At 50.4% G+C, this 22,559-nt stretch carries 26 protein-coding genes and 1 other RNA gene; 10 read left to right on the top strand and 17 right to left on the bottom strand.

Annotated elements, in window-relative coordinates; all coding sequences use genetic code 11:
* Nucleotides 1–18: 18 nt before the first annotated feature.
* From lepB to rpoE, 6 genes are all read right to left on the bottom strand, one after another.
* Nucleotides 19–990, bottom strand: coding sequence for a signal peptidase I (gene lepB, locus ACRQ84_RS10150; protein WP_064739582.1), 972 nt, complete (start codon nucleotides 988–990; stop codon nucleotides 19–21).
* Between the two features lie 9 nt (nucleotides 991–999).
* Complete coding sequence (gene lepA, locus ACRQ84_RS10155) at nucleotides 1,000–2,799, bottom strand: translation elongation factor 4 (RefSeq protein WP_064739583.1); 1,800 nt, start codon at nucleotides 2,797–2,799, stop codon at nucleotides 1,000–1,002.
* 217 nt (nucleotides 2,800–3,016) lie between these two features.
* Complete coding sequence (rseC, locus tag ACRQ84_RS10160; protein WP_483815982.1) at nucleotides 3,017–3,481, bottom strand: SoxR-reducing system protein RseC; 465 nt, start codon at nucleotides 3,479–3,481, stop codon at nucleotides 3,017–3,019.
* Nucleotides 3,478–4,434, bottom strand: a complete 957-nt coding sequence (gene rseB, locus ACRQ84_RS10165) for a sigma-E factor regulatory protein RseB (RefSeq protein WP_064739585.1) — start codon at nucleotides 4,432–4,434, stop codon at nucleotides 3,478–3,480. The genes rseC and rseB overlap by 4 nt, the downstream gene beginning before the upstream one ends.
* The gene (gene rseA / locus ACRQ84_RS10170) at nucleotides 4,434–5,090 is read right to left on the bottom strand and encodes an anti-sigma-E factor RseA (RefSeq protein WP_064739586.1); all 657 of its coding nucleotides are present in this window, start codon (nucleotides 5,088–5,090) and stop codon (nucleotides 4,434–4,436) included. The genes rseB and rseA overlap by 1 nt, the downstream gene beginning before the upstream one ends.
* 27 nt (nucleotides 5,091–5,117) lie before the next feature.
* Nucleotides 5,118–5,696 carry an RNA polymerase sigma factor RpoE gene (rpoE, locus tag ACRQ84_RS10175; protein WP_007886161.1) on the bottom strand — a complete coding sequence of 193 codons (579 nt, stop codon included), beginning with the start codon at nucleotides 5,694–5,696 and terminating at the stop codon, nucleotides 5,118–5,120.
* A 441-nt stretch (nucleotides 5,697–6,137) separates the two neighbouring features.
* On the opposite strand from rpoE, the gene nadB reads away from it, so the two are divergent.
* On the top strand, nucleotides 6,138–7,745 hold the full coding sequence (gene nadB / locus ACRQ84_RS10180; RefSeq protein WP_064739587.1) for an L-aspartate oxidase: 1,608 nt from the start codon (nucleotides 6,138–6,140) through the stop codon (nucleotides 7,743–7,745).
* Here nadB and trmN read toward each other — a convergent pair.
* A complete protein-coding gene (gene trmN, locus ACRQ84_RS10185) occupies nucleotides 7,742–8,491 on the bottom strand; it encodes a tRNA(1)(Val) (adenine(37)-N(6))-methyltransferase TrmN (protein ID WP_064739588.1) in 750 nt (249 codons plus the stop codon). The two genes, nadB and trmN, sit on opposite strands and share 4 nt — an antisense overlap.
* Nucleotides 8,492–8,632: 141 nt before the next feature.
* On the opposite strand from trmN, the gene srmB reads away from it, so the two are divergent.
* Nucleotides 8,633–9,961, top strand: coding sequence for an ATP-dependent RNA helicase SrmB (gene srmB / locus ACRQ84_RS10190; protein ID WP_483815983.1), 1,329 nt, complete (start codon nucleotides 8,633–8,635; stop codon nucleotides 9,959–9,961).
* 188 nt (nucleotides 9,962–10,149) lie between these two features.
* Here srmB and grcA read toward each other — a convergent pair whose 3' ends face one another.
* The gene (gene grcA, locus ACRQ84_RS10195) at nucleotides 10,150–10,533 is read right to left on the bottom strand and encodes an autonomous glycyl radical cofactor GrcA (protein ID WP_061718019.1); all 384 of its coding nucleotides are present in this window, start codon (nucleotides 10,531–10,533) and stop codon (nucleotides 10,150–10,152) included.
* Nucleotides 10,534–10,797: 264 nt separating this feature from the next.
* On the opposite strand from grcA, the gene ung reads away from it, so the two are divergent.
* On the top strand, nucleotides 10,798–11,475 hold the full coding sequence (gene ung, locus ACRQ84_RS10200) for a uracil-DNA glycosylase (protein ID WP_064739591.1): 678 nt from the start codon (nucleotides 10,798–10,800) through the stop codon (nucleotides 11,473–11,475).
* Nucleotides 11,476–11,522: 47 nt separating this feature from the next.
* Here ung and grpE read toward each other — a convergent pair whose 3' ends face one another.
* Nucleotides 11,523–12,101 carry a nucleotide exchange factor GrpE gene (gene grpE, locus ACRQ84_RS10205; RefSeq protein ID WP_483815984.1) on the bottom strand — a complete coding sequence of 193 codons (579 nt, stop codon included), beginning with the start codon at nucleotides 12,099–12,101 and terminating at the stop codon, nucleotides 11,523–11,525.
* Between the two features lie 122 nt (nucleotides 12,102–12,223).
* Between grpE and nadK the strand changes: the two genes are divergently transcribed.
* The 3 genes from nadK (at nucleotide 12,224) to bamE (ending at nucleotide 15,384) form a co-directional block, all read left to right on the top strand.
* Nucleotides 12,224–13,102: an NAD(+) kinase gene (gene nadK, locus ACRQ84_RS10210; protein WP_064739592.1), complete on the top strand. Its 879-nt coding sequence runs from the start codon at nucleotides 12,224–12,226 to the stop codon at nucleotides 13,100–13,102.
* Nucleotides 13,103–13,187: 85 nt separating this feature from the next.
* Nucleotides 13,188–14,849 (top strand): DNA repair protein RecN, encoded by a 1,662-nt coding sequence (recN, locus tag ACRQ84_RS10215; protein WP_483815985.1) that lies wholly within the window; start codon nucleotides 13,188–13,190, stop codon nucleotides 14,847–14,849.
* 187 nt (nucleotides 14,850–15,036) lie between these two features.
* Nucleotides 15,037–15,384, top strand: coding sequence for an outer membrane protein assembly factor BamE (gene bamE, locus ACRQ84_RS10220; protein ID WP_064739594.1), 348 nt, complete (start codon nucleotides 15,037–15,039; stop codon nucleotides 15,382–15,384).
* Between the two features lie 54 nt (nucleotides 15,385–15,438).
* Here bamE and ACRQ84_RS10225 read toward each other — a convergent pair whose 3' ends face one another.
* Together ACRQ84_RS10225 and ACRQ84_RS10230 are read right to left on the bottom strand one after the other, a co-directional pair.
* A complete protein-coding gene (locus ACRQ84_RS10225; protein ID WP_064739595.1) occupies nucleotides 15,439–15,729 on the bottom strand; it encodes an RnfH family protein in 291 nt (96 codons plus the stop codon).
* Nucleotides 15,722–16,156 (bottom strand): type II toxin-antitoxin system RatA family toxin, encoded by a 435-nt coding sequence (locus tag ACRQ84_RS10230; protein ID WP_008101549.1) that lies wholly within the window; start codon nucleotides 16,154–16,156, stop codon nucleotides 15,722–15,724. The genes ACRQ84_RS10225 and ACRQ84_RS10230 overlap by 8 nt, the downstream gene beginning before the upstream one ends.
* A gap of 159 nt (nucleotides 16,157–16,315) precedes the next feature.
* On the opposite strand from ACRQ84_RS10230, the gene smpB reads away from it, so the two are divergent.
* The 4 genes from smpB to ACRQ84_RS10250 all read left to right on the top strand — a co-directional run bounded on the left by smpB (nucleotide 16,316) and on the right by ACRQ84_RS10250 (nucleotide 19,056).
* Nucleotides 16,316–16,798 carry an SsrA-binding protein SmpB gene (smpB, locus tag ACRQ84_RS10235; protein WP_007886141.1) on the top strand — a complete coding sequence of 161 codons (483 nt, stop codon included), beginning with the start codon at nucleotides 16,316–16,318 and terminating at the stop codon, nucleotides 16,796–16,798.
* Between the two features lie 44 nt (nucleotides 16,799–16,842).
* Nucleotides 16,843–17,205, top strand: a transfer-messenger RNA (tmRNA) gene (gene ssrA, locus ACRQ84_RS10240).
* A 107-nt stretch (nucleotides 17,206–17,312) separates the two neighbouring features.
* The gene (locus ACRQ84_RS10245) at nucleotides 17,313–18,167 is read left to right on the top strand and encodes a PA4780 family RIO1-like protein kinase (RefSeq protein WP_064739599.1); all 855 of its coding nucleotides are present in this window, start codon (nucleotides 17,313–17,315) and stop codon (nucleotides 18,165–18,167) included.
* A 532-nt stretch (nucleotides 18,168–18,699) separates the two neighbouring features.
* The gene (locus ACRQ84_RS10250) at nucleotides 18,700–19,056 is read left to right on the top strand and encodes a hypothetical protein (protein WP_064739688.1); all 357 of its coding nucleotides are present in this window, start codon (nucleotides 18,700–18,702) and stop codon (nucleotides 19,054–19,056) included.
* 63 nt (nucleotides 19,057–19,119) lie between these two features.
* Here ACRQ84_RS10250 and ACRQ84_RS10255 read toward each other — a convergent pair whose 3' ends face one another.
* Genes ACRQ84_RS10255 through cutD form a run of 6 tightly spaced genes read right to left on the bottom strand, consistent with a single transcriptional unit; the run spans nucleotide 19,120 to nucleotide 22,527 of the window.
* Nucleotides 19,120–19,449 (bottom strand): DMT family transporter, encoded by a 330-nt coding sequence (locus tag ACRQ84_RS10255; protein WP_483815986.1) that lies wholly within the window; start codon nucleotides 19,447–19,449, stop codon nucleotides 19,120–19,122.
* Nucleotides 19,450–19,504: 55 nt separating this feature from the next.
* Nucleotides 19,505–19,867, bottom strand: a complete 363-nt coding sequence (locus tag ACRQ84_RS10260; protein ID WP_483815987.1) for a DMT family transporter — start codon at nucleotides 19,865–19,867, stop codon at nucleotides 19,505–19,507.
* A 19-nt stretch (nucleotides 19,868–19,886) separates the two neighbouring features.
* On the bottom strand, nucleotides 19,887–20,561 hold the full coding sequence (locus ACRQ84_RS10265) for a hypothetical protein (protein WP_483815988.1): 675 nt from the start codon (nucleotides 20,559–20,561) through the stop codon (nucleotides 19,887–19,889).
* A 12-nt stretch (nucleotides 20,562–20,573) separates the two neighbouring features.
* Nucleotides 20,574–21,194: a phosphate propanoyltransferase gene (locus ACRQ84_RS10270; RefSeq protein ID WP_064739603.1), complete on the bottom strand. Its 621-nt coding sequence runs from the start codon at nucleotides 21,192–21,194 to the stop codon at nucleotides 20,574–20,576.
* Nucleotides 21,191–21,580 (bottom strand): BMC domain-containing protein, encoded by a 390-nt coding sequence (locus ACRQ84_RS10275; protein ID WP_483815989.1) that lies wholly within the window; start codon nucleotides 21,578–21,580, stop codon nucleotides 21,191–21,193. The genes ACRQ84_RS10270 and ACRQ84_RS10275 overlap by 4 nt, the downstream gene beginning before the upstream one ends.
* Before the next feature lie 11 nt (nucleotides 21,581–21,591).
* Nucleotides 21,592–22,527, bottom strand: a complete 936-nt coding sequence (gene cutD, locus ACRQ84_RS10280) for a choline TMA-lyase-activating enzyme (RefSeq protein WP_483815990.1) — start codon at nucleotides 22,525–22,527, stop codon at nucleotides 21,592–21,594.
* Nucleotides 22,528–22,559: the final 32 nt, after the last annotated feature.

Below are 22,559 nucleotides of genomic sequence, written 5' to 3' on the forward strand. Positions count from 1 at the left end.
AACCTTTTTTGAAGCTAATTAGTGGATCCCACCAATGCGGCTAAAGCGCACGCCGGTAGGCCACTGTCCTTCTTGTTTCTCGAAGCTCATCCAGATAGCCACCGCTTTGCCGACCAGATTCTTCTCGGGCACGAAGCCCCAGTAGCGACTGTCGGCGCTGTTATCGCGGTTATCGCCCATCATGAAATACTGCCCTTGCGGCACAATCCAGGTGGATTGCGGCTGGCCCGGCTGCTGATAATACATGCTTGCCTGACTTTGCGCCTCGTTTACCAGCAGAATATCGTGCGTTACGCTGCCCAATGTCTCTTTACGGGTACCGAGACGCAGACCGCCCTTCATGGTTTCACCCTGCGGCGCCTGGAAGAAGCCGTTGCCGGTTTCATTGCCATCAAAGCCGCTGAAGGTTTGAATGAAGTTGCTTGGCTCAACATTCGTATAAGTCACCGGCAGCGCGGTATTGCAGTTGCCGCTGCTACAACCCGGATTGATGGTCAGGGTTTTGCTGTAGGGATCAAACACCACTTTGTCGCCTGGCAAGCCAATCACACGCTTAATGTAATCGACGCTTGGATCTTTCGGGTATTTAAATACCGCTACATCGCCGCGCTGTGGATGGCCAGTTGGAATCAGCGTGGTTTGGGTAATCGGATCTTTAATGCCGTAAGCAAACTTCTCCACGAGGATAAAGTCGCCAATCAGCAACGTTGGCATCATTGAGCCTGATGGAATCTGGAACGGCTCAAAAATAAACGAACGTACGATTAATACCACCGCCAGCACCGGAAACACCGATGCCGTGGTTTCTACCCAACCCGGCTGCGCGGCAACTTTCGCCAGCGTTTTGCTATCAAGTGCATTGCCAGCCTGCGCTTGCGCGGCAGCTTGCTTCGCACGACGCGCCGGTGCCCATTTAAAGCGATCGATACACCAGATAACGCCAGTGATCAGCGTGGCGATCACTAAAACCAGGGCGAACATGTTAGCCATTAAAAATCCTTATTTGCTGTCTTTACCGACATGCAGAATGGCAAGGAATGCTTCCTGCGGCAGCTCAACGTTGCCGACCTGCTTCATTCGCTTCTTACCGTCTTTCTGCTTCTGCAACAGTTTCTTCTTACGGCTAACGTCACCGCCATAGCATTTCGCCAGGACGTTTTTACGCAGCTGTTTTACCGTTGAGCGAGCGATAATGTGGTTGCCGATTGCCGCCTGAATCGCAATATCAAACTGCTGACGTGGGATCAGATCTTTCATCTTCTCTACCAAATCGCGGCCACGATATTGTGAGTTATCACGGTGAGTAATCAGCGCCAGCGCATCAACACGTTCTGAGTTAATCATCACGTCGACACGCACCATGTCAGAGGTTTGGAAACGTTTGAAGTTATAATCCAGCGAGGCATAACCGCGCGAGGTTGATTTCAGACGGTCGAAGAAGTCGAGCACCACTTCCGCCATCGGGATCTCATAAGTCAGCGCAACCTGCTTGCCGTGGTAAACCATGTTGGTTTGCACGCCACGTTTTTCGATACACAACGTAATGACGTTACCGAGGAACTCCTGCGGCAGCAGCATATGACACTCAGCGATCGGCTCGCGCAGTTCTGCAATATTATTCAGCGGTGGCAGCTTCGACGGGCTATCGACATAGATCGTTTCACCGTCGGTGGTTTCTACTTCGTACACCACGGTTGGCGCGGTGGTGATCAGATCCAGATCGTATTCACGTTCCAGACGCTCCTGAATGATCTCCATGTGCAACAGACCGAGGAAGCCGATACGGAAACCGAAGCCCAGCGCCGTTGAGCTCTCTGGCTCGTAGAACAGTGACGCATCGTTAAGGCTCAATTTGCCCAGCGCATCACGGAATGCTTCATAGTCATCAGAGCTGATCGGGAACAGACCGGCGTAAACCTGTGGCTTCACTTTTTTGAAGCCAGGCAACACTTTATCTGCCGGATTGCGCTGCAGGGTCAGCGTATCGCCCACGGGTGCGCCGAGGATGTCTTTAATCGCACACACTAACCAGCCAACTTCACCGCAGTTCAGCTCGTTGCGATCAACGCGCTTCGGCGTGAAGATGCCAAGACGATCCGCGTTATAGCTTTGACCAGAACTCATCACTTTAACTTTGTCGCCTTTACGCAGCGTACCGTTCTTAATACGGATCAGCGACACCACGCCAAGGTAGTTATCGAACCAGGAATCGATGATCAACGCCTGCAGCGGACCTTCTGGATCGCCTTCTGGCGGTGGAATGTCACGCACCAGTCGCTCCAGCACATCGGGCACGCCGACGCCGGTTTTCGCCGAGCAACGCACCGCATCGGTAGCGTCAATGCCGACAATATCTTCAATCTCTTCCGCTACGCGCTCAGGATCGGCGGCAGGCAGGTCGATTTTGTTCAGTACCGGTACCACTTCCAGATCCATTTCCATTGCGGTGTAGCAGTTTGCCAGCGTCTGTGCTTCAACGCCCTGCCCTGCATCGACCACCAGCAATGCTCCTTCACATGCCGCCAGCGAGCGGGAAACTTCATAGGAGAAGTCAACGTGACCGGGAGTATCGATAAAATTGAGCTGGTAAGTTTCACCGTCCAGCGCTTTGTAATCGAGCGTTACGCTCTGCGCTTTGATGGTAATGCCGCGCTCACGTTCCAGATCCATGGAATCCAAAACCTGCGCCGCCATCTCACGATCGCTCAGGCCACCACAAATTTGAATCAAACGGTCAGAGAGCGTTGATTTGCCGTGGTCAATGTGAGCGATGATGGAGAAATTTCGTATGTGCTTCATTTATATGAATATCTTCACGTAGAAAATCAGTGGGAAACTTGAGCACGGACACATTCAGGAAAGTGAGCTTTACCCGGAACCCTGTCGGCCTCATTAATGATGACGCATATTACACTGTTAACGCCGCGCGTTAAAGAATGGAACTGTGGGGAATCGCAACAGATTTCAGCGGTTAAGCCGAATGAGAAAGGCCGCATCAGATGCGGCCTGCTGGGGATCAAACTTCGCTTTCCACGCGCAACGCATCGGGCGGTAACGCAACGCTGAGAATCACCGGCTGAAATGCTTCGCGATCGCCGAATACATTCGAGACACCTTTCGCCACGATAAAGCCGCCAATACCGCCTAATAGCGCGCCACAGGCCGCAGCAAGATCGCTCGCGAACAGCATCTGGAAAATGCCAGCAAGCACAAACAGGCCAAACAGCGGCGTCATGTAAACCAGCAAGGCGGAACCTAACAAGCTGCTTTCACGAATGCCAAGCTCAATGCGCTGGCCGGGTTGCAACGGCTCCACGCTGGCGATAGTCATCACGTGGGCATTTTTGGGTCCCAGATGATTAAGTGCGTGGCTGCCGCAGCCTTTGCGCGCCGAGCAGCTGTTACACGACGTTTTTGCTTCCGTGTGCAGTGTGGCTATGCCTTCTTTCCACGCCACAACGGTGGCCCATTCTCTCATCATTTTGGTGAACCCGAATCTATGCTGTCCGCAATACGTTTGGCAGTGGCTGGCGGTAACTCGCCCACCACCGTGATTTCATTATTATTGCGCACTTCTGTCTGCACCGTACGACGCCCAGTGCGCAATGCCTGCACACTGCTGCTTTTATCTGCTGGCGTAATGTTGATGGCAAAGCTAAATAAGCCATCGCTGTACAGACGCGACTCAACGGTTTTGTTCATCGACGGTATATCGCGGCGGCTTTGTGAAATCAGTTTCATGCCCGCCGGAAGCCAGTTTGGCTGCCAGCTGAGTTCAACTTTGTCACCGGCCGGCAGTGACAGCGTCGGCGGCAAGTTGGCCTTTTCCAGCCCTTGCATCAGATTGCGCACACCTTCATCAACGGCAAAACTGATCACGCGGAACTGCTCTAGCGTTTCGCCGTCACGATCAAGCAGATCGATACGCAGCGGCAATTTGGTATCCACATCCAGCCACACTACATAGCTGTAGCGCGTGCCATCGCGTGACACAATGCGCACCACTTCGCACATTTGATCGGCCATACGCGAGCGGCCAACCGGAATGAAATCGTAGGCCTCACCCAAGCGAGAGAAGTCAGCGAACATCAAACCTGGTAGCGCATCAATTATGTGATTGCCCGGCAGCGAGAAAGGATCTAATCCCGGCTCAAAATAGCTGATGTCATTTCCACGCTGGATGACTTCACGGCGCGGCCCATCCATCTGCAACAGTTGGGCAAAGATACGATTGTCGATTACCGCGTGACGATAACGCAGAGATTCAATGCCAAGACGCGAGACATTGATGTAGGCAAATTCGTAGTTGAGGTTCTGGCTTGCCTGCTCCATCTGTTGCAACAACGCCCCGGACGCAGAAGTCTGCGCCGAGGCGATAGATGAGCAAAACAGGCTGCCTGCCAGCAGGCTAACGGCACACCAAAGCTGCTTCATTACTGCTGCTGAGTTCCTAACGACTGATTTCCGGGAACATTAGCCTGAGCCTGTTGCGGATCGTTTTTCTCAAACTGAACCTGATCGGCATGCAGACGACGTTGCAGTTCATAATCCTGCAGCATAGCATTGACGCGACGACGCTGTTCTTGCACCTGCTGATTAGAGCTGTTGGTGTCGAACGCTTCAGAAGGCACGCCTAAGCTAACGGGTGACGCTTTACCCATCATCGGCAAAGTGTTAAATGCCGGTGAATCGGACGCTTCGGTGGCGCTGCCAGTTGGTGAGCTGTTGTAGTGCTGAACCCCGACAATCACCGCCAGTGATACACAAGCAGCGACACCGACCTGCGTCAGCTGTGCCGCCCAGCTACCACCACGACGCCAGAACGGCATCTTCTCGTAACGTGACGGCTCAGGCTGCGCTTCAGGAATCAGCGGAGTGATTTTGCGTGCCGGCTCGTTTTCGATGGCCGCAGCCACACGTGCGGAGATATCAAAATGCAGCACTTCTCCGATATCACCTCGCAAGGTGTCGCGGATGAGATGGTAGCTTTCCCAGCTTTGCTGAAGATCCGCATCCTTCGACAACGATGCCATCAGCTCGTTATCTAAAGTTTCACCATCCATTAAAGCGGAAAGTTTTTCTTTCTGCATGCTTTGGTACCCTTCCAGTAGCCGTTATCACTGACGTTGGATAAGCGGTTGAACTTTATTATCAATAGCCTCTCGTGCACGGAAGATACGCGAACGTACGGTACCGACCGGACAATCCATGATGACGGCAATCTCTTCGTAACTTAAACCATCCAATTCCCTAAGGGTAATGGCCATACGAAGATCTTCGGGAAGCGCCTCAATGGTGCGAAAGACGATTTGTTTCAGTTCCTCAGACAACATTAAGTTCTCAGGGTTCGATATTTCTTTCAGCGCACCTGCACTTTCGAAATTTTCTGCGTCGATAGCATCCACATCACTGGATGGCGGACGACGCCCCTGAGCAACCAGATAATTTTTCGCTGTGTTCACCGCGATGCGGTACAGCCATGTATAAAAGGCGCTGTCGCCACGGAACGATTCCAGTGCACGATACGCTTTAATAAAAGATTCCTGAACCACATCAGGCACATCGCCTGAAGGAACATAGCGTGAAACCAGGCTCGCCACTTTATGCTGGTATCGAATCACCAGTAAATTAAAGGACTTTTGATCTCCCTTCTGAACCCGCTCAACGAGAACCTGATCCGTTAACTGCTCGCTCATCCGAGGTAATATCTCCCCAAAACTTTTTTATGCGTAAGTGAACTGCCAGCACATCTCATTATTCTGAGCAAGCATGCGCTTAGAGTGACCTGATGGCCTGAAGTTCACTACGACCTGAATTTTTCCGTATCGGAACCACGACATCATTGTTGTTGATTGTCTTTCAGTGTAGCGACTTGCCACGCTGGTGGTGTCTTTTGCGGCACCGATAATCGCTGGCAGAGTACCTTATGACGCCGTCATTTTCACCTTTATTACCTGAATTTTCAGAGTGTTTGATATAAAAAACACATTCAGTTCAATTTCAGAGTTAACTTACTGAATTCACGTTAATATCTACACCAGATAAAGAATTCCCCGCCGCAGATTGTTCAAAATACTTCACAACTTCCCCATCCCGGCTTATGCTCAAGCGACCTTTTGTTTAGTAAATTAAACAGCATGACTTCTCTCCCAGAATATCAGTGTGATGTACTCATCGTAGGCAGCGGTGCGGCAGGTTTATCGTTAGCGCTGCGCTTAGCGCCGCATTATCAGGTTACCGTGCTGAGTAAAGCGCAGGTCAATGAGGGCTCAACGCTGTATGCGCAGGGCGGGATTGCGGCGGTGTTTGATGAAACAGACAGCATCGAATCACACGTTGAAGACACGCTCGTTGCCGGAGCAGGCTTATGCGACCGCGATACGGTGAGCTTTATCGCCAGCAACGCGCGTCACTGCGTGCAATGGCTGATTGATAATGGTGTGGCATTCGATAAAGAACCGCAGGTTGACGGCGAAGCACGTTACCATCTCACACGCGAAGGCGGGCACAGTCACCGCCGTATCCTGCATAGCGCGGACGCCACTGGACGCGCGGTGGAAACCACGCTGGTGAGTCAGGCGCTGAGCCATCCCAATATTCGTATTATCGAACGCACCAATGCGGTGGATTTGATTCTCTCCGATAAGCTTGGTTTGCCCGGGAAACGTCGTGTAGTCGGCGCGTGGATCTGGAACCGCAAGCGCGAAAAGGTGGAAACCTGTCGCGCGCGCGCCGTGGTATTAGCCACTGGCGGCGCAGCGAAAGTGTATCAATACACCACGAACCCGGATGTGGCCTCCGGCGATGGGATTGCAATGGCGTGGCGTGCGGGTTGCCGCGTGGCGAACCTCGAATTCAACCAATTCCATCCCACCTGCTTATTCCATCCGCAAGCGCAGAACTTCCTGCTAACCGAAGCGCTACGTGGTGAAGGAGCATGGCTGTTGCGTCCAGATGGTACGCGTTTCATGCCTGACTTTGATGAGCGGGCTGAACTGGCGCCGCGCGATATTGTTGCGCGCGCAATCGACCATGAGATGAAACGCCTGGGCGTCGATTGCATGTATATCGACATTAGCCACCAGCCGGAAAGTTTTGTGCGCGCGCACTTCCCGATGATTTATGAAAAATTGCTGACCTTTGGCCTGGATCTCACTAAACAGCCGATTCCGATAGTGCCTGCAGCGCATTACACCTGCGGCGGCGTGATGGTTGATCAGCAAGGACGCACAGACGTTGACGGCCTTTATGCCATTGGTGAAGTGAGCTACACCGGCTTACATGGCGCAAATCGCATGGCTTCTAACTCCCTGCTGGAGTGCCTGGTTTACGGTTGGTCAGCGGCAGAGGACATGATCGCTCGCCTGCCGGATGTCGCTGCGGTGGAACATCTGCCCGCGTGGGATGAAAGTCGTGTTGATGATGCCGATGAGCGCGTGGTGATTCAACACAACTGGCATGAACTGCGGCTATTTATGTGGGACTACGTGGGCATTGTGCGCACCACCAAACGTCTGGAGCGCGCACTGCGGCGCATTAATTTGCTGCAGCAGGAGATCGATGAGTATTACGCACATTTCCGCCTGTCTAACAATTTGCTGGAACTGCGCAATCTGGTGCAGGTTGCCGAACTGATGGTGCGCTGTGCGCTGGCGCGCAAGGAAAGTCGCGGGCTGCACTTTACCCTCGACAATCCCGAGCTGCTGGATGAGGCGTTACCCACCATCCTGCAGCCTGAGCGCTAGCGAAACAGGTAGAAATCTTTAACCAGGCTTAGCCAATCCGCTGAATAGCTTTTATCTTCATCACGAATAGCGAGACGTTCCTGTAACGTTTCGCCTGAGGTCGGTGAAAAACCTAACACCACACGATTTGGTGGACGCTGGGCATAGGCGGCGACATCGTAGCGATAACGCAGGTACCAGCCGTCCGCCAGCGCCAGTGAAGTCAGCGCTTCGCCGGCTTCTGCAGGCAGCACCACGCAAAAGAGCCCTTCTTCTTCAATCAACTGCGCAGCACAGCGCAGTAGCGTGTGATGATCAAGTGTTGCAGTGCTGCGCGCGGTATCACGCGCCACGCTGCCCGTTGCCATGCCGGGCGCAAAAAAGGGCGGGTTACTGACAATCAGCGAAAAGCGTTTTTCACACTGCTCGCTCCAGCTGACAATATCCTGATGGTGCACATGGATGCGATCCGCCCACGGCGAAGCCTGCATATTTTCCTGCGCCTGCTGCGCAGCGCTGGCTTCCAGTTCAACCGCATCAATCTCAACCTGATCTGACGTGCGTTGGGCCAGCATCAGCGCGATCAGTCCGCTACCACAGCCAATGTCGAGGATGCTCCGTGCACCTGCAATCGGTGCCCATGCACCGAGTAAAACGCCATCTGTGCCCACTTTCATTGCACAGCGATCGTGCGCCACGAAAAATTGCTTGAAGGTAAAACCATCTTTTCTTAACGTCGGCCGCGCCGGCGGTTGGTCCTGAGACATACTTCACTACCATTGAATTTTTTACTGCCGAAAGTGTAACGTGGTGGCGATAGGAATTCACCTGCGCCTGTAATACCTACACAAACAGATGAAGATTATATTCGTTCTGTCTATAATCAGCGCCCCAAACTGAGGTAGACCATGACCGTAACCACATTCTCCGAACTCGAACTCGACGAAAGCCTGCTACAAGCTTTGCAGGAAAAAGGCTTTACTCGCCCTACTGTTATTCAGGCCGAGACCATTCCTGCCGCGCTGGAAGGCCGTGACGTTCTGGGTTCGGCTCCAACCGGGACGGGGAAAACTGCAGCATTTTTGCTGCCCGCTTTACAGCATTTGCTCGATTTCCCGCGCAAAAAATCAGGCCCGCCGCGTATTCTGATTGTGACTCCCACCCGCGAACTGGCAATGCAGGTTGCCGATCACGCGCGCGAACTGGCTAAACACACGCATCTGGATATCGCGACCATCACCGGTGGCGTGGCATATATGAACCATGCCGAAGTGTTTAGCGAAAACCAGGATATCGTGGTCGCCACCACCGGCCGTTTACTGCAGTACATCAAAGAAGAGAACTTTGACTGCCGTGCAGTTGAAACGCTGATTCTCGATGAAGCTGACCGCATGCTCGATATGGGCTTCGCGCAAGACATCGAAACCATCGCCGCTGAAACTCGCTGGCGCAAACAGACGCTGTTGTTCTCGGCGACGCTTGAAGGCGAGCATATTAAAGATTTTGCCGAGCGTTTGCTGAACGAGCCGGTGTTTATTGAGGCCGACCCAAGCAAAAGCGAACGCAAAAAGATTCAGCAGTGGTATTACCGCGCCGATGATCTTGAGCATAAAAACAAGCTGCTGATTCACCTGTTGAAACAGCCCGATGCCACGCGCGTTATCGTATTTGTGCGTAAACGCGAGCGTCTGCACGAACTGGTCACCTGGCTGCATGAAGCGGGCATTCGCACCAGCTATCTTGAAGGCGAAATGGTGCAGGTAAACCGTAACGAAGCGATCAAACGTATGAATGATGGCCGCGTTAAGGTGATGATCGCCACCGACGTTGCCGCACGCGGTATCGATATTGACGATATCTCGCACGTCATTAACTACGATTTGCCGCGCACCGCCGATACCTATTTACACCGCATCGGCCGTACCGCACGTGCGGGTCGCAAAGGCACGGCAATTTCTCTGGTTGAAGCACACGACCACGTGCTGCTGGGCAAAATCACCCGTTACGTAAATGAGCCCTTAAAGGCGCGAGTGATTGATGAGTTGCGTCCAGAAAGCCGCGCACCCAGTGCCAAAGTCACCGGAAAACCGTCGAAAAAGGCGCTTGCGAAGCGTAAAGAGCTGAAAGAGAAAGAAGAAGAGAAACCGCGCGTTAAAAAACGCCATCGCGATACCAAAAATGTCGGTAAACGCCGCAAGCCAAGCGGCAGCAATACACCAGAGTCCGGTGCGGAATAAAACAGCACATGTCCTATCTAATCGCCTCCTTTGGGGCGATTTTTTTATTTAAGCGTAGCGAAATAACGCTTTGGCTATGAATTTCACTTCAGCCCCCCTTTCTCCCTAAACCAATGCCATAAAAAAAGCCGCACCAATCTGCACTGGCGCGGCTTGTATTGCTGTGTGTCTTTTCGTCAGCGCTGCAATTACAGGCTTTCGGTGAATGTACGTGTAATCACGTCACGCTGCTGCTCTGGCGTCAGCGCGTTAAAGCGTACGGCATAGCCGGAAACGCGAATGGTTAATTGTGGGTATTTTTCCGGATGCTTGACAGCATCTTCCAGCGTTTCCCGGCGCAGCACGTTAACGTTCAGATGCTGACCACCTTCAATACGCACCTGTGGTTTCTGCTCAAGTGGAATTTCACGGTAAGCGATTTCACCAAGGTCGCTGATAGCAACAACCTGGTCTTCTGCGAAATCCCCTTTCGCGCACAGGCAGCGCGCTTCAGCTTTATCATCGTCCAGCAGCCAGAAAGAGTTCAACAGCTGTGGATTATTTGCCTGAGTAATTTGAATGCCGGTAATCATAGTAGTTCTCCAGGGCTTTACGTTGTCGCAACAGGACAACGAGGTTCATTACGATATGGAATGCTGTGGTATATCACTGCATGAAACCCGCCGTTTTGACCTGTATCAATTTCCCCCCAGCGCAGTTCATTCCTTAAAATCTAACAATCTGATTTATAACAATTTCAAAATTAACTTTTTGCGTAAATTTTCAAATTATTTTTACCCTTCTGCTGTCGAGTCCGACACGTTAAGCTAGGCGCACTATTTTGCAGGGAGTCAATGATGGCTGAGAAGCTGACCTGGCACGACGTGCTGGCTGAAGAGAAAGAGAAACCTTACTTTGTGGAAACCCTAAAAGCGGTGGCCAATGAACGCGCTGCAGGCGTAACGGTTTATCCGCCACAGAAGGATGTGTTTAATGCCTTTCGGCTAACCGAACTGGGCGATATCAAAGTGGTGATTTTGGGTCAGGATCCCTATCACGGCCCAAACCAAGCGCACGGACTGGCATTTTCCGTCCAGCCGGGCGTGGCGATCCCACCGTCACTGCTGAATATGTACAAAGAGTTAGAACAGGATATTCCGGGCTTTGTGCGTCCAAGGCATGGTTTTCTTGAAAGCTGGGCGACGCAAGGCGTGATGCTGTTGAACACCGTCTTAACGGTGGAAGCCAGTAAGGCACATTCCCATGCGCGCTTTGGCTGGGAAACCTTTACCGATAACGTCATCAGCGTGATTAATCAGCATCGCGAAGGCGTGATTTTCTTGCTATGGGGTTCGCACGCGCAGAAGAAAGGCAGCATCATTGATACGCAACGTCATCATGTGCTGAAAGCGCCGCACCCTTCTCCGCTCTCTGCACATCGAGGCTTCTTTGGCAGTAAACACTTCTCGCAGGCTAATGCGCTGCTGAGCCAGTCGGGTCAAAGGCCGATCGACTGGATGCCCGTGCTGCCTTAAAAATACAAACGGCCGCATTACGCGGCCGTTGTCATTACAGCAACCAATTAGCTTTTCGCTTTAGTCACTGCAACCATCGCCGGACGCAACAGGCGACCGTTGAGGGTATAACCGCGCTGCATTACCATCAGTACGTGATTTGGCGCCATATCCTCTGATTCCATCATTGACATTGCCTGATGAATTTCTGGATTGAACGGCACGTTGGTTTCACCCACAACTTCCACGCCAAACTTACGTACCGCGCCCAGCAGCGATTTAAGCGTCAGCTCGATACCTTCAATCATCGAAGCCAGTTCAGCATTACCTTTATCTGTTACTTCCAGCGCGCGCTCCAGGCTATCGATCACGGGCAGCAACTCGTTGGCAAATTTTTCCAGCGCAAACTTATGCGCCTTTTCCACATCCATTTCAGCACGGCGACGGATATTTTCGATCTCCGCCTGCGCACGCAACTGTGCATCACGCACGCCGGTCTGCGAAACGGCTAACTCGGCTTCCAGTTGCGCGATACGCTCATCACGTGGATCCACCTCAGCGGTTGTCTCTGCGTCCACGTGCTGCTGATCCTGTTGAATTTCGTCTGAGACTTGCTCGTTTGGGGTGTTCTGTTCTTTACTACTCATGAATTTCTCCGCGTTTTGCACATTCATCTCGCTGGTTGGCTTATTATGGGGATCAGTTTGACGGTTTCAAGTAAACCCATCACATTGCCTGGCCGTTTTGGCTTATAAGGAACTCGCGCTAAATGAACAAACACTTTAACTGCATCGGGATTGTCGGCCATCCGCGCCATCCTACCGCGTTAACCACCCATGAAATGCTCTGGCGCTGGCTAACGGCAAAGGGTTATGAGGTGATTGTTGAGCAGCAGATTGCGCGCGAACTGGATTTGAAAAATGCCCAAACCGGCAGCCTGGCCGACATTGGCCAACGTGCCGACTTGGCCGTTGTCGTTGGCGGCGATGGCAATATGCTTGGCGCCGCGCGCGTGTTGGCGCGCTATGACATCAAAGTGATTGGCATTAACCGTGGCAACCTTGGTTTTCTTACCGATCTCGATCCTGACAATGCTCAGCAACAGCTTGATGATGTGCTGCAGGGTGATTACTTTGTTGAGAGTCGCTTCTTACTGGAGGCGCAGGTGTGCAAACAAGATTGCTCACCGCGCATTGGTAGCGCCATCAACGAAGTGGTGCTGCACCCAGGTAAAGTCGCGCACATGATTGAATTCGAAGTTTATATTGATGAGGTGTTTGCCTTTTCACAGCGATCCGATGGCTTAATTATCTCCACGCCGACCGGCTCTACCGCCTATTCGCTTTCGGCTGGCGGCCCCATTCTAACGCCGTCACTGGACGCCATTACGCTGGTGCCGATGTTCCCACATACGCTTTCTGCGCGTCCGCTGGTGATCAACAGTAGCAGTACCATTCGGCTACGTTTTTCTTCCCTGCGCAGCGATCTGGAGATCAGTTGCGACAGTCAGATTGCCTTGCCGATTCAGGAAGGTGAAGATGTACTGATTCGCCGCAGCGCCAATCATCTCAATCTTATCCATCCTAAAAATTACAATTATTTTAATACGTTAAGTTCAAAACTGGGTTGGTCAAAAAAATTGTTCTGAAAATCAGCGCCGACCACTTTACTGTATAAAAAACCAGGATATACTGTATGTAAAACCATATCTGTTTTTACATACAGGTGATTCTATGCTGGCACAACTGACCATCAGTAACTTTGCTATCGTTCGTGAACTGGAGATCGACTTTCATCGGGGTATGACGGCGATCACGGGTGAAACCGGCGCAGGTAAATCTATCGCTATTGATGCGCTGGGCCTGTGTCTGGGTGGCCGCGCTGAAGCAGATATGGTGCGTCAGGGGGCGAGTCGCGCTGATATCTGCGCACGCTTCCAACTCAAAACGTCCCCTTCCGCGCAGCGCTGGCTGGTGGAGAATCAGCTGGATGAAGGCAATGAATGTCTGCTGCGTCGTGTGATTAGCGCAGATGGTCGTTCGCGCGGCTTTATCAACGGCACGTCGGTACCGTTATCGCAGTTACGTGAATTAGGTCAGTTGCTGATTCAGATCCACGGCCAGCATGCCCACCAGTTGCTGCTCAAATCCGATCACCAAAAACATCTGCTGGATGCTTATGCAGCCCACGATGATTTGCTGTCTGACATGCGTCAGCACTATCAGCGCTGGCATCAGAGCTGCCGCGCGCTGGCACAACATCAGCAGCTATCACAAGAGCGCGAATCACGTCGCGAGCTGCTGCAGTATCAGTTGAAAGAACTCAATGAGTTTGCCCCGCAGCTGGGCGAATTCGAACAGATTGATGAAGAGTACAAACGTTTAGCCAACAGCGGCCAATTGCTGTCTACCAGCCAGCAAGCGCTGCACATTCTCGCTGATGGGGATGACACCAACCTGCAGAGCCTGCTGTATAGCGCCCGCCACATGCTGGGTGAACTCGTGACGCTGGATAATAAAGTCAGTGGCGTGTTCAATCTGCTGGAAGAAGCCGCGATTCAGCTCAGTGAAGCCAGTGATGAACTGCGCCATTACTGCGAACGTCTGGACCTCGATCCCAATCGCCTGCATGAGCTGGAGCAGCGCCTGTCACGGCAGATCGCGCTGGCACGTAAGCATCATGTCTCACCTGAAACATTGCCGGTGCTTTATCAGCAACTGCTGGACGAGGCAGAGCTGCTTTCACAGCAAGAGAGCGACCAGGAAACTCTGCAGGCTGACGTTGTCGCTCACCATAAAGCCGCGTTAGCCAGTGCTGAAAATCTGCACCAACTGCGTGAGCATTCGGCACAGGAGCTGAGCCAGTTAATTACCCAAAGCATGCGTACTCTGGCGATGCCGCACGGCCAATTTGCCATTGTGCTGGAGTTTAATGCAGACCAACTCACCGCTGATGGCGCAACACGCATTGATTTCCGTGTCACCACCAACCCAGGTCAACCACTTCAGCCATTGGGCAAAGTGGCGTCAGGCGGTGAGCTGTCACGTATCGCACTGGCGATTCAGGTGATTACCGCACAGAAAATGGAAACGCCAGCGATGATCTTCGATGAGGTGGATGTCGGGATCAGCGGCCCAACCGCCGCAGTGGTTGGCCAAATGCTGCGACAACTGGGCGAGTCCACGCAGGTGATGTGCGTTACGCATCTGCCGCAAGTTGCCGGCTGCGGTCATCAGCACTTCTTCGTCAGCAAAGAGACCGATGGCGCGATGACCGAAACGCATATGCAGCCGCTGGATAAACGCGCACGTTTGCAAGAGTTGGCCCGTTTGCTAGGTGGTAGCGAAGTCACTCGTAATACATTGGCTAACGCCAAAGAACTTTTAGCTGCCTGATTCAGCACTTTTTTCCCGGCTGGTGGTCATATGCTTGCTCTGTAGAGGTTTCAAATAGCGAAAAGGTTTATTATCATCGGCAGTTATGTCGTCTGAGTAATAAAGCCTGCCGCAGGCAGAGTTCAGAATTTGATGGCAAAAAAATAGCCTGCTGAAAGGCGTTTGGCCCCAGAAAAGGAATGTATAGATGCGCTGTAAAACGCTGACTGCCGCGGCAGTAGTAATGTTGATGATGACCGCTGGATGTTCCACCCTTGAGCGCGTTGTGTATCGTCCGGATATCAATCAGGGGAATTACCTGGTCGCCAACGATGTGTCGAAGATTCATAACGGCATGACGCAGCAGCAGGTCGCCTACACACTCGGTACACCGATGATGCGCGATCCGTTTGGCAGCAACGTTTGGTATTACGTGTTTCGTCAGGAACCCGGCCATGAAGGTGTGAAACAGCAGACGCTGACGCTGACTTTCGACAGCAACGGAACGCTGACCAACATCGATAACAAGCCGAAACTCACCGGCAAAGAAGGCTAAGTGAATGGCAATAAAAAAGGCGCTTGAGCGCCTTTTTTAGTTTTTGCTTTCTGACTATTTCTTTTCAGCTGAGCGCTCTGCGCGTTGACGCCGTAACTCTTTCGGATCGGCAATCAGCGGACGATAGATCTCAATGCGATCACCATCCTGCACTGCATCACTCAATTTTACCGGGCGGCTATAAATACCGACTTTGTTCGTGCTTAAATCGATATCCTTACGCAGCAACAACAAGCCAGACGCCTTTATCGCTTGTTCAACCGTTGCGCCTTCATCTAGCGTTACGGCACGCAAATACTGCTTATCCGGCAATGCGTAAACCACTTCCACGCTGATATCAGGCACGGTAAACCTCTTTCGCGCGCTGACTAAACGCCTGCACCATGCTGTTTGCCAGCTCTTTAAAGATGCGGCCAAATGCCATTTCTACCAACATGTTGGTGAACTCAAAATCAAGGTTCAACTCAACTTTGCAGGCATCATCCCCTAATGAGGTGAAATGCCAGCCGCCGGTCAATTTACGGAATGGGCCATCCACTAACTGCATCAAGATACTTTGATTGCTGATCAGTGTATTTCGTGTGGTGAAGGTTTTACTGATGCCTGCTTTCGAGACATCAACGGCCGCGGTCATTTGATCTCCGCTGTTATCCAGCACACGACTGCCGGTGCAACCCGGCAGAAACTGAGGATACGCATCCACGTCATTCACAAGACGGTACATCTGCTCAGCGCTATAAGGGACCAGCGCTGAACGGCTAATCTGGGCCATAATGGTTCCTGTTCATCACAAAACCATTGAATAATACCATTTTCGGTTACCAAACAAAAATTCACGGCTTTGCTTGCTGTGCTAAAATGGAGTGTTTTTTACCGCCCTGCAGGACAGGGGATGCGCCCATAAACTGAGTGATGTAGACTACGCCGCACTATGACAAAGAAAAAAGTTAACAAACCCGGTTCAGCCACTATTGCCCTCAATAAACGCGCACGTCATGAATACTTCATTGAAGAAGAGTTCGAGGCGGGTATGTCGTTACAAGGATGGGAAGTTAAATCACTCCGTGCCGGTAAGGCTAACATCAGCGATAGCTACATTCTGCTGCGCGATGGTGAAGCTTACCTGTTCGGTTCTACTTTCCAGCCGCTGGCGGTGGCTTCAACGCATGTGGTGTGTGATCCCACGCGCAGCCGCAAGTTGCTGCTGAAACAACGCGAACTCGATTCGCTTTACGGACGTGTTAACCGCGAAGGCTTTACCGTGGTAGCACTGTCGATGTATTGGAAAAATGCCTGGGCCAAACTGAAAATCGGTGTGGCGCGCGGCAAGAAAGAACATGACAAGCGTGACGACGTCAAAGAACGTGAATGGAAGATGGATAAAGCACGTATTATGAAGAATTCAAAACGTTAAGTACTGGATTTCAACGTTTCTTTTCTGTAGTATTGAAATTTCTTGGGGCTGATTCTGGACTCGACGGGATTGTGAAGCCTTAGGAGCATGCCGAGGGGCGGTTTGCCTCGTAAAAAGCCGCAAAAAAATAGTCGCAAACGACGAAAACTACGCTTTAGCAGCTTAATAACCTGCTTTGAAGCCCTCTCTCCCTAGCTTCCGCTCTTAAGACGGGGATCAAGAGAGGTCAAACCCAAAAGAGATCGTGTGGATGCCTTGCCTGGGGTTGAAGCACTAAATCAAATCAGGCTAGTTTGTCAGTGGCGTGTCTGTCCGCAGCTGGCCGGCGAATGTAAAGACTGACTAAGCATGTAGTGCCGACGGTGTAGTAATTTCGGACGCGGGTTCAACTCCCGCCAGCTCCACCAAAATTCTCCATCGGTGATTACCAGAGTCATCCGATGTAGTCCTAAGAGCCCGTATGGCGCAAGCCTTGCGGGCTTTTTTGTATCTGGACTCTTTCAAGGCGACTCGCATGAAAATCCCAAATAGACTCCAGCCTCTCGTCGATGATGGCTTGGTAGATGAAGTACTACAAAGACTAAGAAGCGGCAAAGAAGCTGACGTTTATACAGTTTTAACTGGCGGCAAGATCCAATGTGCCAAAGTGTACAAGGACGCCGCGCAGCGAAGTTTTAAACAGGCCGTTCAGTATCAGGAAGGACGTAAGGTCCGTAATAGCCGCAATTCACGTGCTATGCAAAAAGGTTCCAAATTCGGACGCAAGCAGCAAGAAGAGACCTGGCAAAGCGCTGAAGTTGATGCGTTGTTCCGCCTGGCTAATGCTGGCGTGCGCGTTCCGCAGCCCTACATTTGTATCGACGGCGTATTGTTGATGGAACTGGTCACAGATGCTGAAGGCCTGGTCGCTCCACGCCTAAGCGATGTGTTCTTGTCCGAAGAGAACGCCATGAAGGATTTCGATACGATGATCCGCAATATCGTGCGCATGCTATGCGCCGGCATTGTTCATGGCGATCTGTCAGAGTTTAACGTGCTGCAAGACGCCAACGGGCCAGTAATCATCGACTTGCCGCAGGCTGTTGATGCTGCAGCAAACAACCATGCTGAATCGATGTTTGAACGTGATGTGAATAACATCACCGCCTATTACGGGCAATTTGCTCCACAAATTTTGCAGACACGCTATGCGAAAGAGATCTGGCAGTTATATGAAGACGGAAAGCTGACACCAGAAACGCCGCTCACCGGTCTCTTCGTTGAAGAGTTGCATGAAGTGGATATGAATTCACTAATGGATGAGATCATCTCCGCCGAAGATGAGTTCTACGATCGTCAGCGAGCCGCTAAAGAACGCGATGAAGAATAGATGCAGCTCCATGGCTCAGGCAAACTCGTCATGAACGCTTATGCAGTCGCGTGTTTATTGCCAGCCGGATTCCATAACGTTACCAGCGTAACGTTCAATCCCTGATTGCCGACTTTGGTGCGCAATAGCTGGACATTGCGCCACTGTTGAGCCTGAAAAGGCGTCGATAGAAATTCTTAGCTCGCGTCTCTTTCCACAAACGTTGCAGGATGGCGCGCTTGTTAACGAACAAGGATTTTCCAGAAATTGGCAGGCGTCGGCTAATTTGTTCATCGTTAACCGGATGCATCGAGAACTGCGGCATCAGCGACAGATTAAGCAGCGTCGCTGACTGAGATTGATCGTGTAAATGCTGCAGAGCCGTCGCTAAGTTGGCTCGCCTCTCTTCCCGCAACAACCTAAAATGCTATCTACTGGTGATTTTTCCAACGAAACTAGACCTTTTTCATTCCTGGTTTATTCTTAAATCTTTCCATCCCGGCATATGCCAGGATGAATACCTAAGACGACATATTTCATGAAAGAGGGAATTATGAAAAAGACAATTATTGCAGTATCGGCTCTTCTGCTGGCTTCTTCGGCTTTTGCCGCCACTACACATGCAACTGATGAAACCGTCGCTAACGCACAGGCTGGCGCTAACACCGCCAAAGAGAAACTGCATCAGGCGCAGAATGAAGGTAAAGAGCAGCAGCTTAAAGCTAAGCATGCTGCGGAAGGCAAAAGCGATAACCTGAGCAGCAAAGCCAGCGAAGGTACGCAAAAGGCCTGGAACAAAACCAAAGAAGGTTCTGAGAAAGGTTGGGATGCCACTAAAGAAGGCACCCAGAAAGGCTGGAATAAAACCAAAGAAGGTGCCAGCGATCTGAAAAAGAAAGTGAGCGAATAACTTTCTCAAGTTACTAATAAGGCCGCTACTGCGGCCTTTTTTATTATCCCGATTCTGGACCATTCAGCCCGCAGAAAACACGTTCATTATCACTCCACCTGCAATAATAAGTACCATTGCAAAGACCGCAATGATATCCGGCTTTTGTTTATAAATAAGCATTGAGCATAGTGTTACGCCGACAATACCAAACCCACACCAGAGTGAATAAGCGACCCCAACGGGAATGGTACTCATCGCTCGAGTGAGTGCGAAATAACAGAGTCCGTAAGCACAGATAACTAACAATGATGGCCCAAGCTTGCTAAAGCCCTGGGTTTTTTTAATCATCGATGTCCCAGTAATTTCCGAACCAATAGAAAGGGCTAGCCATAAAAATCCGAGATTAAACATATAACTTTCCTTTTATGCTAATCGATTAAAATATTCTTAACGTAGTTAAAAACCGTTAACTCTCAGCTTGCTCACCCATTTTTGAAAAAACATTCATGATCACAATGCCACTAGCAATAATCATCATCCCAACAATCGACGCAGTATCTGGATGCTGATCGTAAAAGAGCATCCCTAACGTTGATACCAATAAAATACCTGTCCCGGACCATGTGGCGTAAGCGAGTCCAACAGGTATATCTTTTACCGCTCGTGATAATGAATAGTAACAAATGGCATAAAACACGATAAGAAACACTAATAACAACGCTTTGATTCCTCCTTCACTTGAATCAAAAAACTTGAGGGTTGAAGTTGCAGATGTTTCTGAAACAATGACCAAAAGTAGCCATAGCCAGCATTTGTTTTTTGCAGACATAATTAACTCCTGATTTTAATCATCTATTAAGCGTAATTTTTTGCTTCTTTAAATAGTCGGATGCAGCATCAGTCAACAATAATCCTGAACCATCCATCTTTACTTTTTTATTAATAATGTCATTGAGCGTAATATAACGTCGTGTTACTGCCGCAGCGTCAGACGTTTCACTTCCGTTCAATTTAGCGATTAACGCATCTAGGGAACACAAAGTGACCCCCATGCGTCTCAAGGTCATCAACGTTGCCTGAACGTGTTCGATGTAGCCTGGGTGTGGATTTTTCCCTTTTATACGATTAATTTCACTTTCTGGATCGCAGTAATAATGCAATGCCAGCACAGGTAACCCACTACTGAGTGCCTGATGGATAGCTTTTGCAAATGGTCGACGAATCACGCCATTTACCACATCCGCCGCCAGTGAATAGCTAAGAAATGGAATGACCATCGCGCTATAAGATATTGGTGACAGATTGTCCACCCAGGCTTCGTTATGAAATCCAGCGCCTAATGAACGCCATGATGCCTCTTCTTCGTCCCCTTCAAATGCGAGTCGATAAGCACAGTCACAACTTGCCAGCCGCGAATATATAATCTCCCGGTATTCTTGTGCTTCTGAGATCAGTAATAGCGTTGGTCGGCATAAACGCTGCAAAGTTAACGCGACAAGCCGCTCAATATCCCTTTCCGTCATGTCACATCCTCTTCATTGCACCAACGTCACCATCTCGCCGTTGCTCAAACCTGCGGCATTGGCTTCTTCAATATCAAGATGACACTCAAGAACAAAGTTTTCATCGACGCGTACAATCACGGCTTCGAAGATCAAGCCGCGCTTGCCCTGAGATCGCACGCTGACCTGCTGCCCATGGATAACATTCATTCTGCTCGCATCCAGCGGTGACATATGGATATGCCGCCAGGCACAAATCACCTGAGACCGTAATTCAACATGGCCTGCCGGACCGATGAGCAATGCATTGCCCGCGTTGTCCAATGCCCCTGATTCCCTTATCGGCGCTTTGATACCCAGCGCAAAGCAATCAGCACGGGAGAGTTCCAACTGTGATGCAGAGCGAGTAGGCCCAAGTACACGTACGTGCTGCAGCGAACCTTTTGGCCCCACGACCGTAATGGTTTCTTGCGCAGCAAATTGCCCCGGTTGCCGCAAAGGTTTACACGGAGTTAACGGGTATCCCTTACCAAATAAAATGTCCACATCTTCACGCGATAAGTGAACATGACGATTAGAAATGCCGACCGGTATCAAGGCGTTAGATCTTGAAAGATGAACATCAATACGCTGTAAAACTTGGGCATCCATCATGATTTCTGTCCTTTCTTAATGGACACTTTTTGCTCTTTATTCTCATGAGAACGCGTGATTTCTGGCATAACCGCTGCTTTAAAAACAGCAGGCTTATGTGTCAAATAAAACCCCCTGCCCTTTAAGGTTTGTAAAGCCGCAACCACGCTTTCTTCCGGACGAGCAATGATTAGCGATGCAAGCCGCTGTTCGCTTTTAACAACGCTAATGCCATATTCAATGGCAGTACGGATGGCACTGATTTCGCCAACAAAGCAGATATTCACTCGACCAGATCCTACCGTGCGATAACCAATGCAGTTCACATTCGCCGCTTTACAGGCGGCATCAGCTGCCTGTATTGCCGCAGCCAAACCTATCGTTTCAATAATGCCCAAACTGTTCATTGCGCCTCCGATTAATGCCGAACTAAGCGAATATCAAATTCAAATTTCTTCAGGAACACTTCCAGGCGTTGCAGCTCTTGCTGGCTATAAGAGGGATCGTGATGAATGGGATAATCCATCCCCAGCCGTTCATACTTCGCCTTACCTAATTGGTGATAAGGTAAAATATCAATTCGTAAGATATTGCCGCGTTTTGCCAGTCCAGAAATATAATTAATTGCTCCTGTTATGGCATCGTAGGAATCGTTGTAACCACGAACCAAAGGCATTCTGACGATAACTTTTGCACCTGAGTCCACTAACCATTCAAGATTACGCAGCACGGATTCATTGCCAATGCCGAATAAAACCTTATGTTGCGCACTGATTATGTGTTTAAGGTCGAACAGAAAGGTATCTGTTACTGGCTTTAACTTTTCATAATTAACCAGTGACGTTGTCCCTTGCGTTTCCACCGCTGTATTAATCATCAACTTTTTACATTCAGTGAAGAGCGCAACAGCAAAATCGGTTTGCAGGCTCATTTCACCACCACCAATAGTGACGCCACCACCGGATGAAAGATAAAAATCATAATCCTGCATAATAATGTCCATCAACTCTGCTACGGTGACATCTTTACCCAGAATATCTAATGCACGTTGCGTACAGATGTTTTCACATTTCCGGCAACCAATGCACTCAGCTGAGCGGTCGATAACATGTCTACCCTCAACATTTTGATGAACACCTGCGGGACAAACACTCACGCAATCACCACAATCAATGCATTTCTCACGTGAAAACATCACTTGAAAAGCTTTCACCAATCCTTCAGGATTTGCGCACCAGGGGCAGCGTATATTACAGCCTTTAAAAAAAATCAGAGTACGAATACCCTCGCCATCATAAATAGAGTATTTCTGAATATTAAATATTCTTCCTTTTAATTCTGCCGCTGCTTCCATAATACACTCCTTGTTAGACATCCCTGTCATTC

It is taken from the genome of Pantoea sp. E2023-21 (genome assembly GCF_051302795.1).
In the GTDB taxonomy this organism is placed as follows: domain Bacteria; phylum Pseudomonadota; class Gammaproteobacteria; order Enterobacterales; family Enterobacteriaceae; genus Pantoea; species Pantoea ludwigii_A.

What these genes read in the sequence shown, in the direction of transcription:
- rseC (WP_483815982.1), bottom strand. Translation starts at nt 3,481, where the DNA reads ATGATGAGAGAATGGGCCACCGTTGTGGCGTGGAAAGAAGGCATAGCC.
- trmN (WP_064739588.1), bottom strand. Translation starts at nt 8,491, where the DNA reads ATGTCTCAGGACCAACCGCCGGCGCGGCCGACGTTAAGAAAAGATGGT.
- rseB (WP_064739585.1), bottom strand. Translation starts at nt 4,434, where the DNA reads ATGAAGCAGCTTTGGTGTGCCGTTAGCCTGCTGGCAGGCAGCCTGTTT.
- recN (WP_483815985.1), top strand. Translation starts at nt 13,188, where the DNA reads ATGCTGGCACAACTGACCATCAGTAACTTTGCTATCGTTCGTGAACTG.
- ACRQ84_RS10265 (WP_483815988.1), bottom strand. Translation starts at nt 20,561, where the DNA reads ATGACGGAAAGGGATATTGAGCGGCTTGTCGCGTTAACTTTGCAGCGT.
- ACRQ84_RS10245 (WP_064739599.1), top strand. Translation starts at nt 17,313, where the DNA reads ATGAAAATCCCAAATAGACTCCAGCCTCTCGTCGATGATGGCTTGGTA.
- rpoE (WP_007886161.1), bottom strand. Translation starts at nt 5,696, where the DNA reads ATGAGCGAGCAGTTAACGGATCAGGTTCTCGTTGAGCGGGTTCAGAAG.
- rseA (WP_064739586.1), bottom strand. Translation starts at nt 5,090, where the DNA reads ATGCAGAAAGAAAAACTTTCCGCTTTAATGGATGGTGAAACTTTAGAT.
- nadK (WP_064739592.1), top strand. Translation starts at nt 12,224, where the DNA reads ATGAACAAACACTTTAACTGCATCGGGATTGTCGGCCATCCGCGCCAT.
- lepA (WP_064739583.1), bottom strand. Translation starts at nt 2,799, where the DNA reads ATGAAGCACATACGAAATTTCTCCATCATCGCTCACATTGACCACGGC.
- ACRQ84_RS10260 (WP_483815987.1), bottom strand. Translation starts at nt 19,867, where the DNA reads ATGTCTGCAAAAAACAAATGCTGGCTATGGCTACTTTTGGTCATTGTT.
- grpE (WP_483815984.1), bottom strand. Translation starts at nt 12,101, where the DNA reads ATGAGTAGTAAAGAACAGAACACCCCAAACGAGCAAGTCTCAGACGAA.
- cutD (WP_483815990.1), bottom strand. Translation starts at nt 22,527, where the DNA reads ATGGAAGCAGCGGCAGAATTAAAAGGAAGAATATTTAATATTCAGAAA.
- ACRQ84_RS10250 (WP_064739688.1), top strand. Translation starts at nt 18,700, where the DNA reads ATGAAAAAGACAATTATTGCAGTATCGGCTCTTCTGCTGGCTTCTTCG.
- bamE (WP_064739594.1), top strand. Translation starts at nt 15,037, where the DNA reads ATGCGCTGTAAAACGCTGACTGCCGCGGCAGTAGTAATGTTGATGATG.
- ACRQ84_RS10230 (WP_008101549.1), bottom strand. Translation starts at nt 16,156, where the DNA reads ATGGCCCAGATTAGCCGTTCAGCGCTGGTCCCTTATAGCGCTGAGCAG.
- nadB (WP_064739587.1), top strand. Translation starts at nt 6,138, where the DNA reads ATGACTTCTCTCCCAGAATATCAGTGTGATGTACTCATCGTAGGCAGC.
- grcA (WP_061718019.1), bottom strand. Translation starts at nt 10,533, where the DNA reads ATGATTACCGGCATTCAAATTACTCAGGCAAATAATCCACAGCTGTTG.
- lepB (WP_064739582.1), bottom strand. Translation starts at nt 990, where the DNA reads ATGGCTAACATGTTCGCCCTGGTTTTAGTGATCGCCACGCTGATCACT.
- ACRQ84_RS10275 (WP_483815989.1), bottom strand. Translation starts at nt 21,580, where the DNA reads ATGAACAGTTTGGGCATTATTGAAACGATAGGTTTGGCTGCGGCAATA.
- ACRQ84_RS10255 (WP_483815986.1), bottom strand. Translation starts at nt 19,449, where the DNA reads ATGTTTAATCTCGGATTTTTATGGCTAGCCCTTTCTATTGGTTCGGAA.
- smpB (WP_007886141.1), top strand. Translation starts at nt 16,316, where the DNA reads ATGACAAAGAAAAAAGTTAACAAACCCGGTTCAGCCACTATTGCCCTC.
- srmB (WP_483815983.1), top strand. Translation starts at nt 8,633, where the DNA reads ATGACCGTAACCACATTCTCCGAACTCGAACTCGACGAAAGCCTGCTA.
- ung (WP_064739591.1), top strand. Translation starts at nt 10,798, where the DNA reads ATGGCTGAGAAGCTGACCTGGCACGACGTGCTGGCTGAAGAGAAAGAG.
- ACRQ84_RS10270 (WP_064739603.1), bottom strand. Translation starts at nt 21,194, where the DNA reads ATGATGGATGCCCAAGTTTTACAGCGTATTGATGTTCATCTTTCAAGA.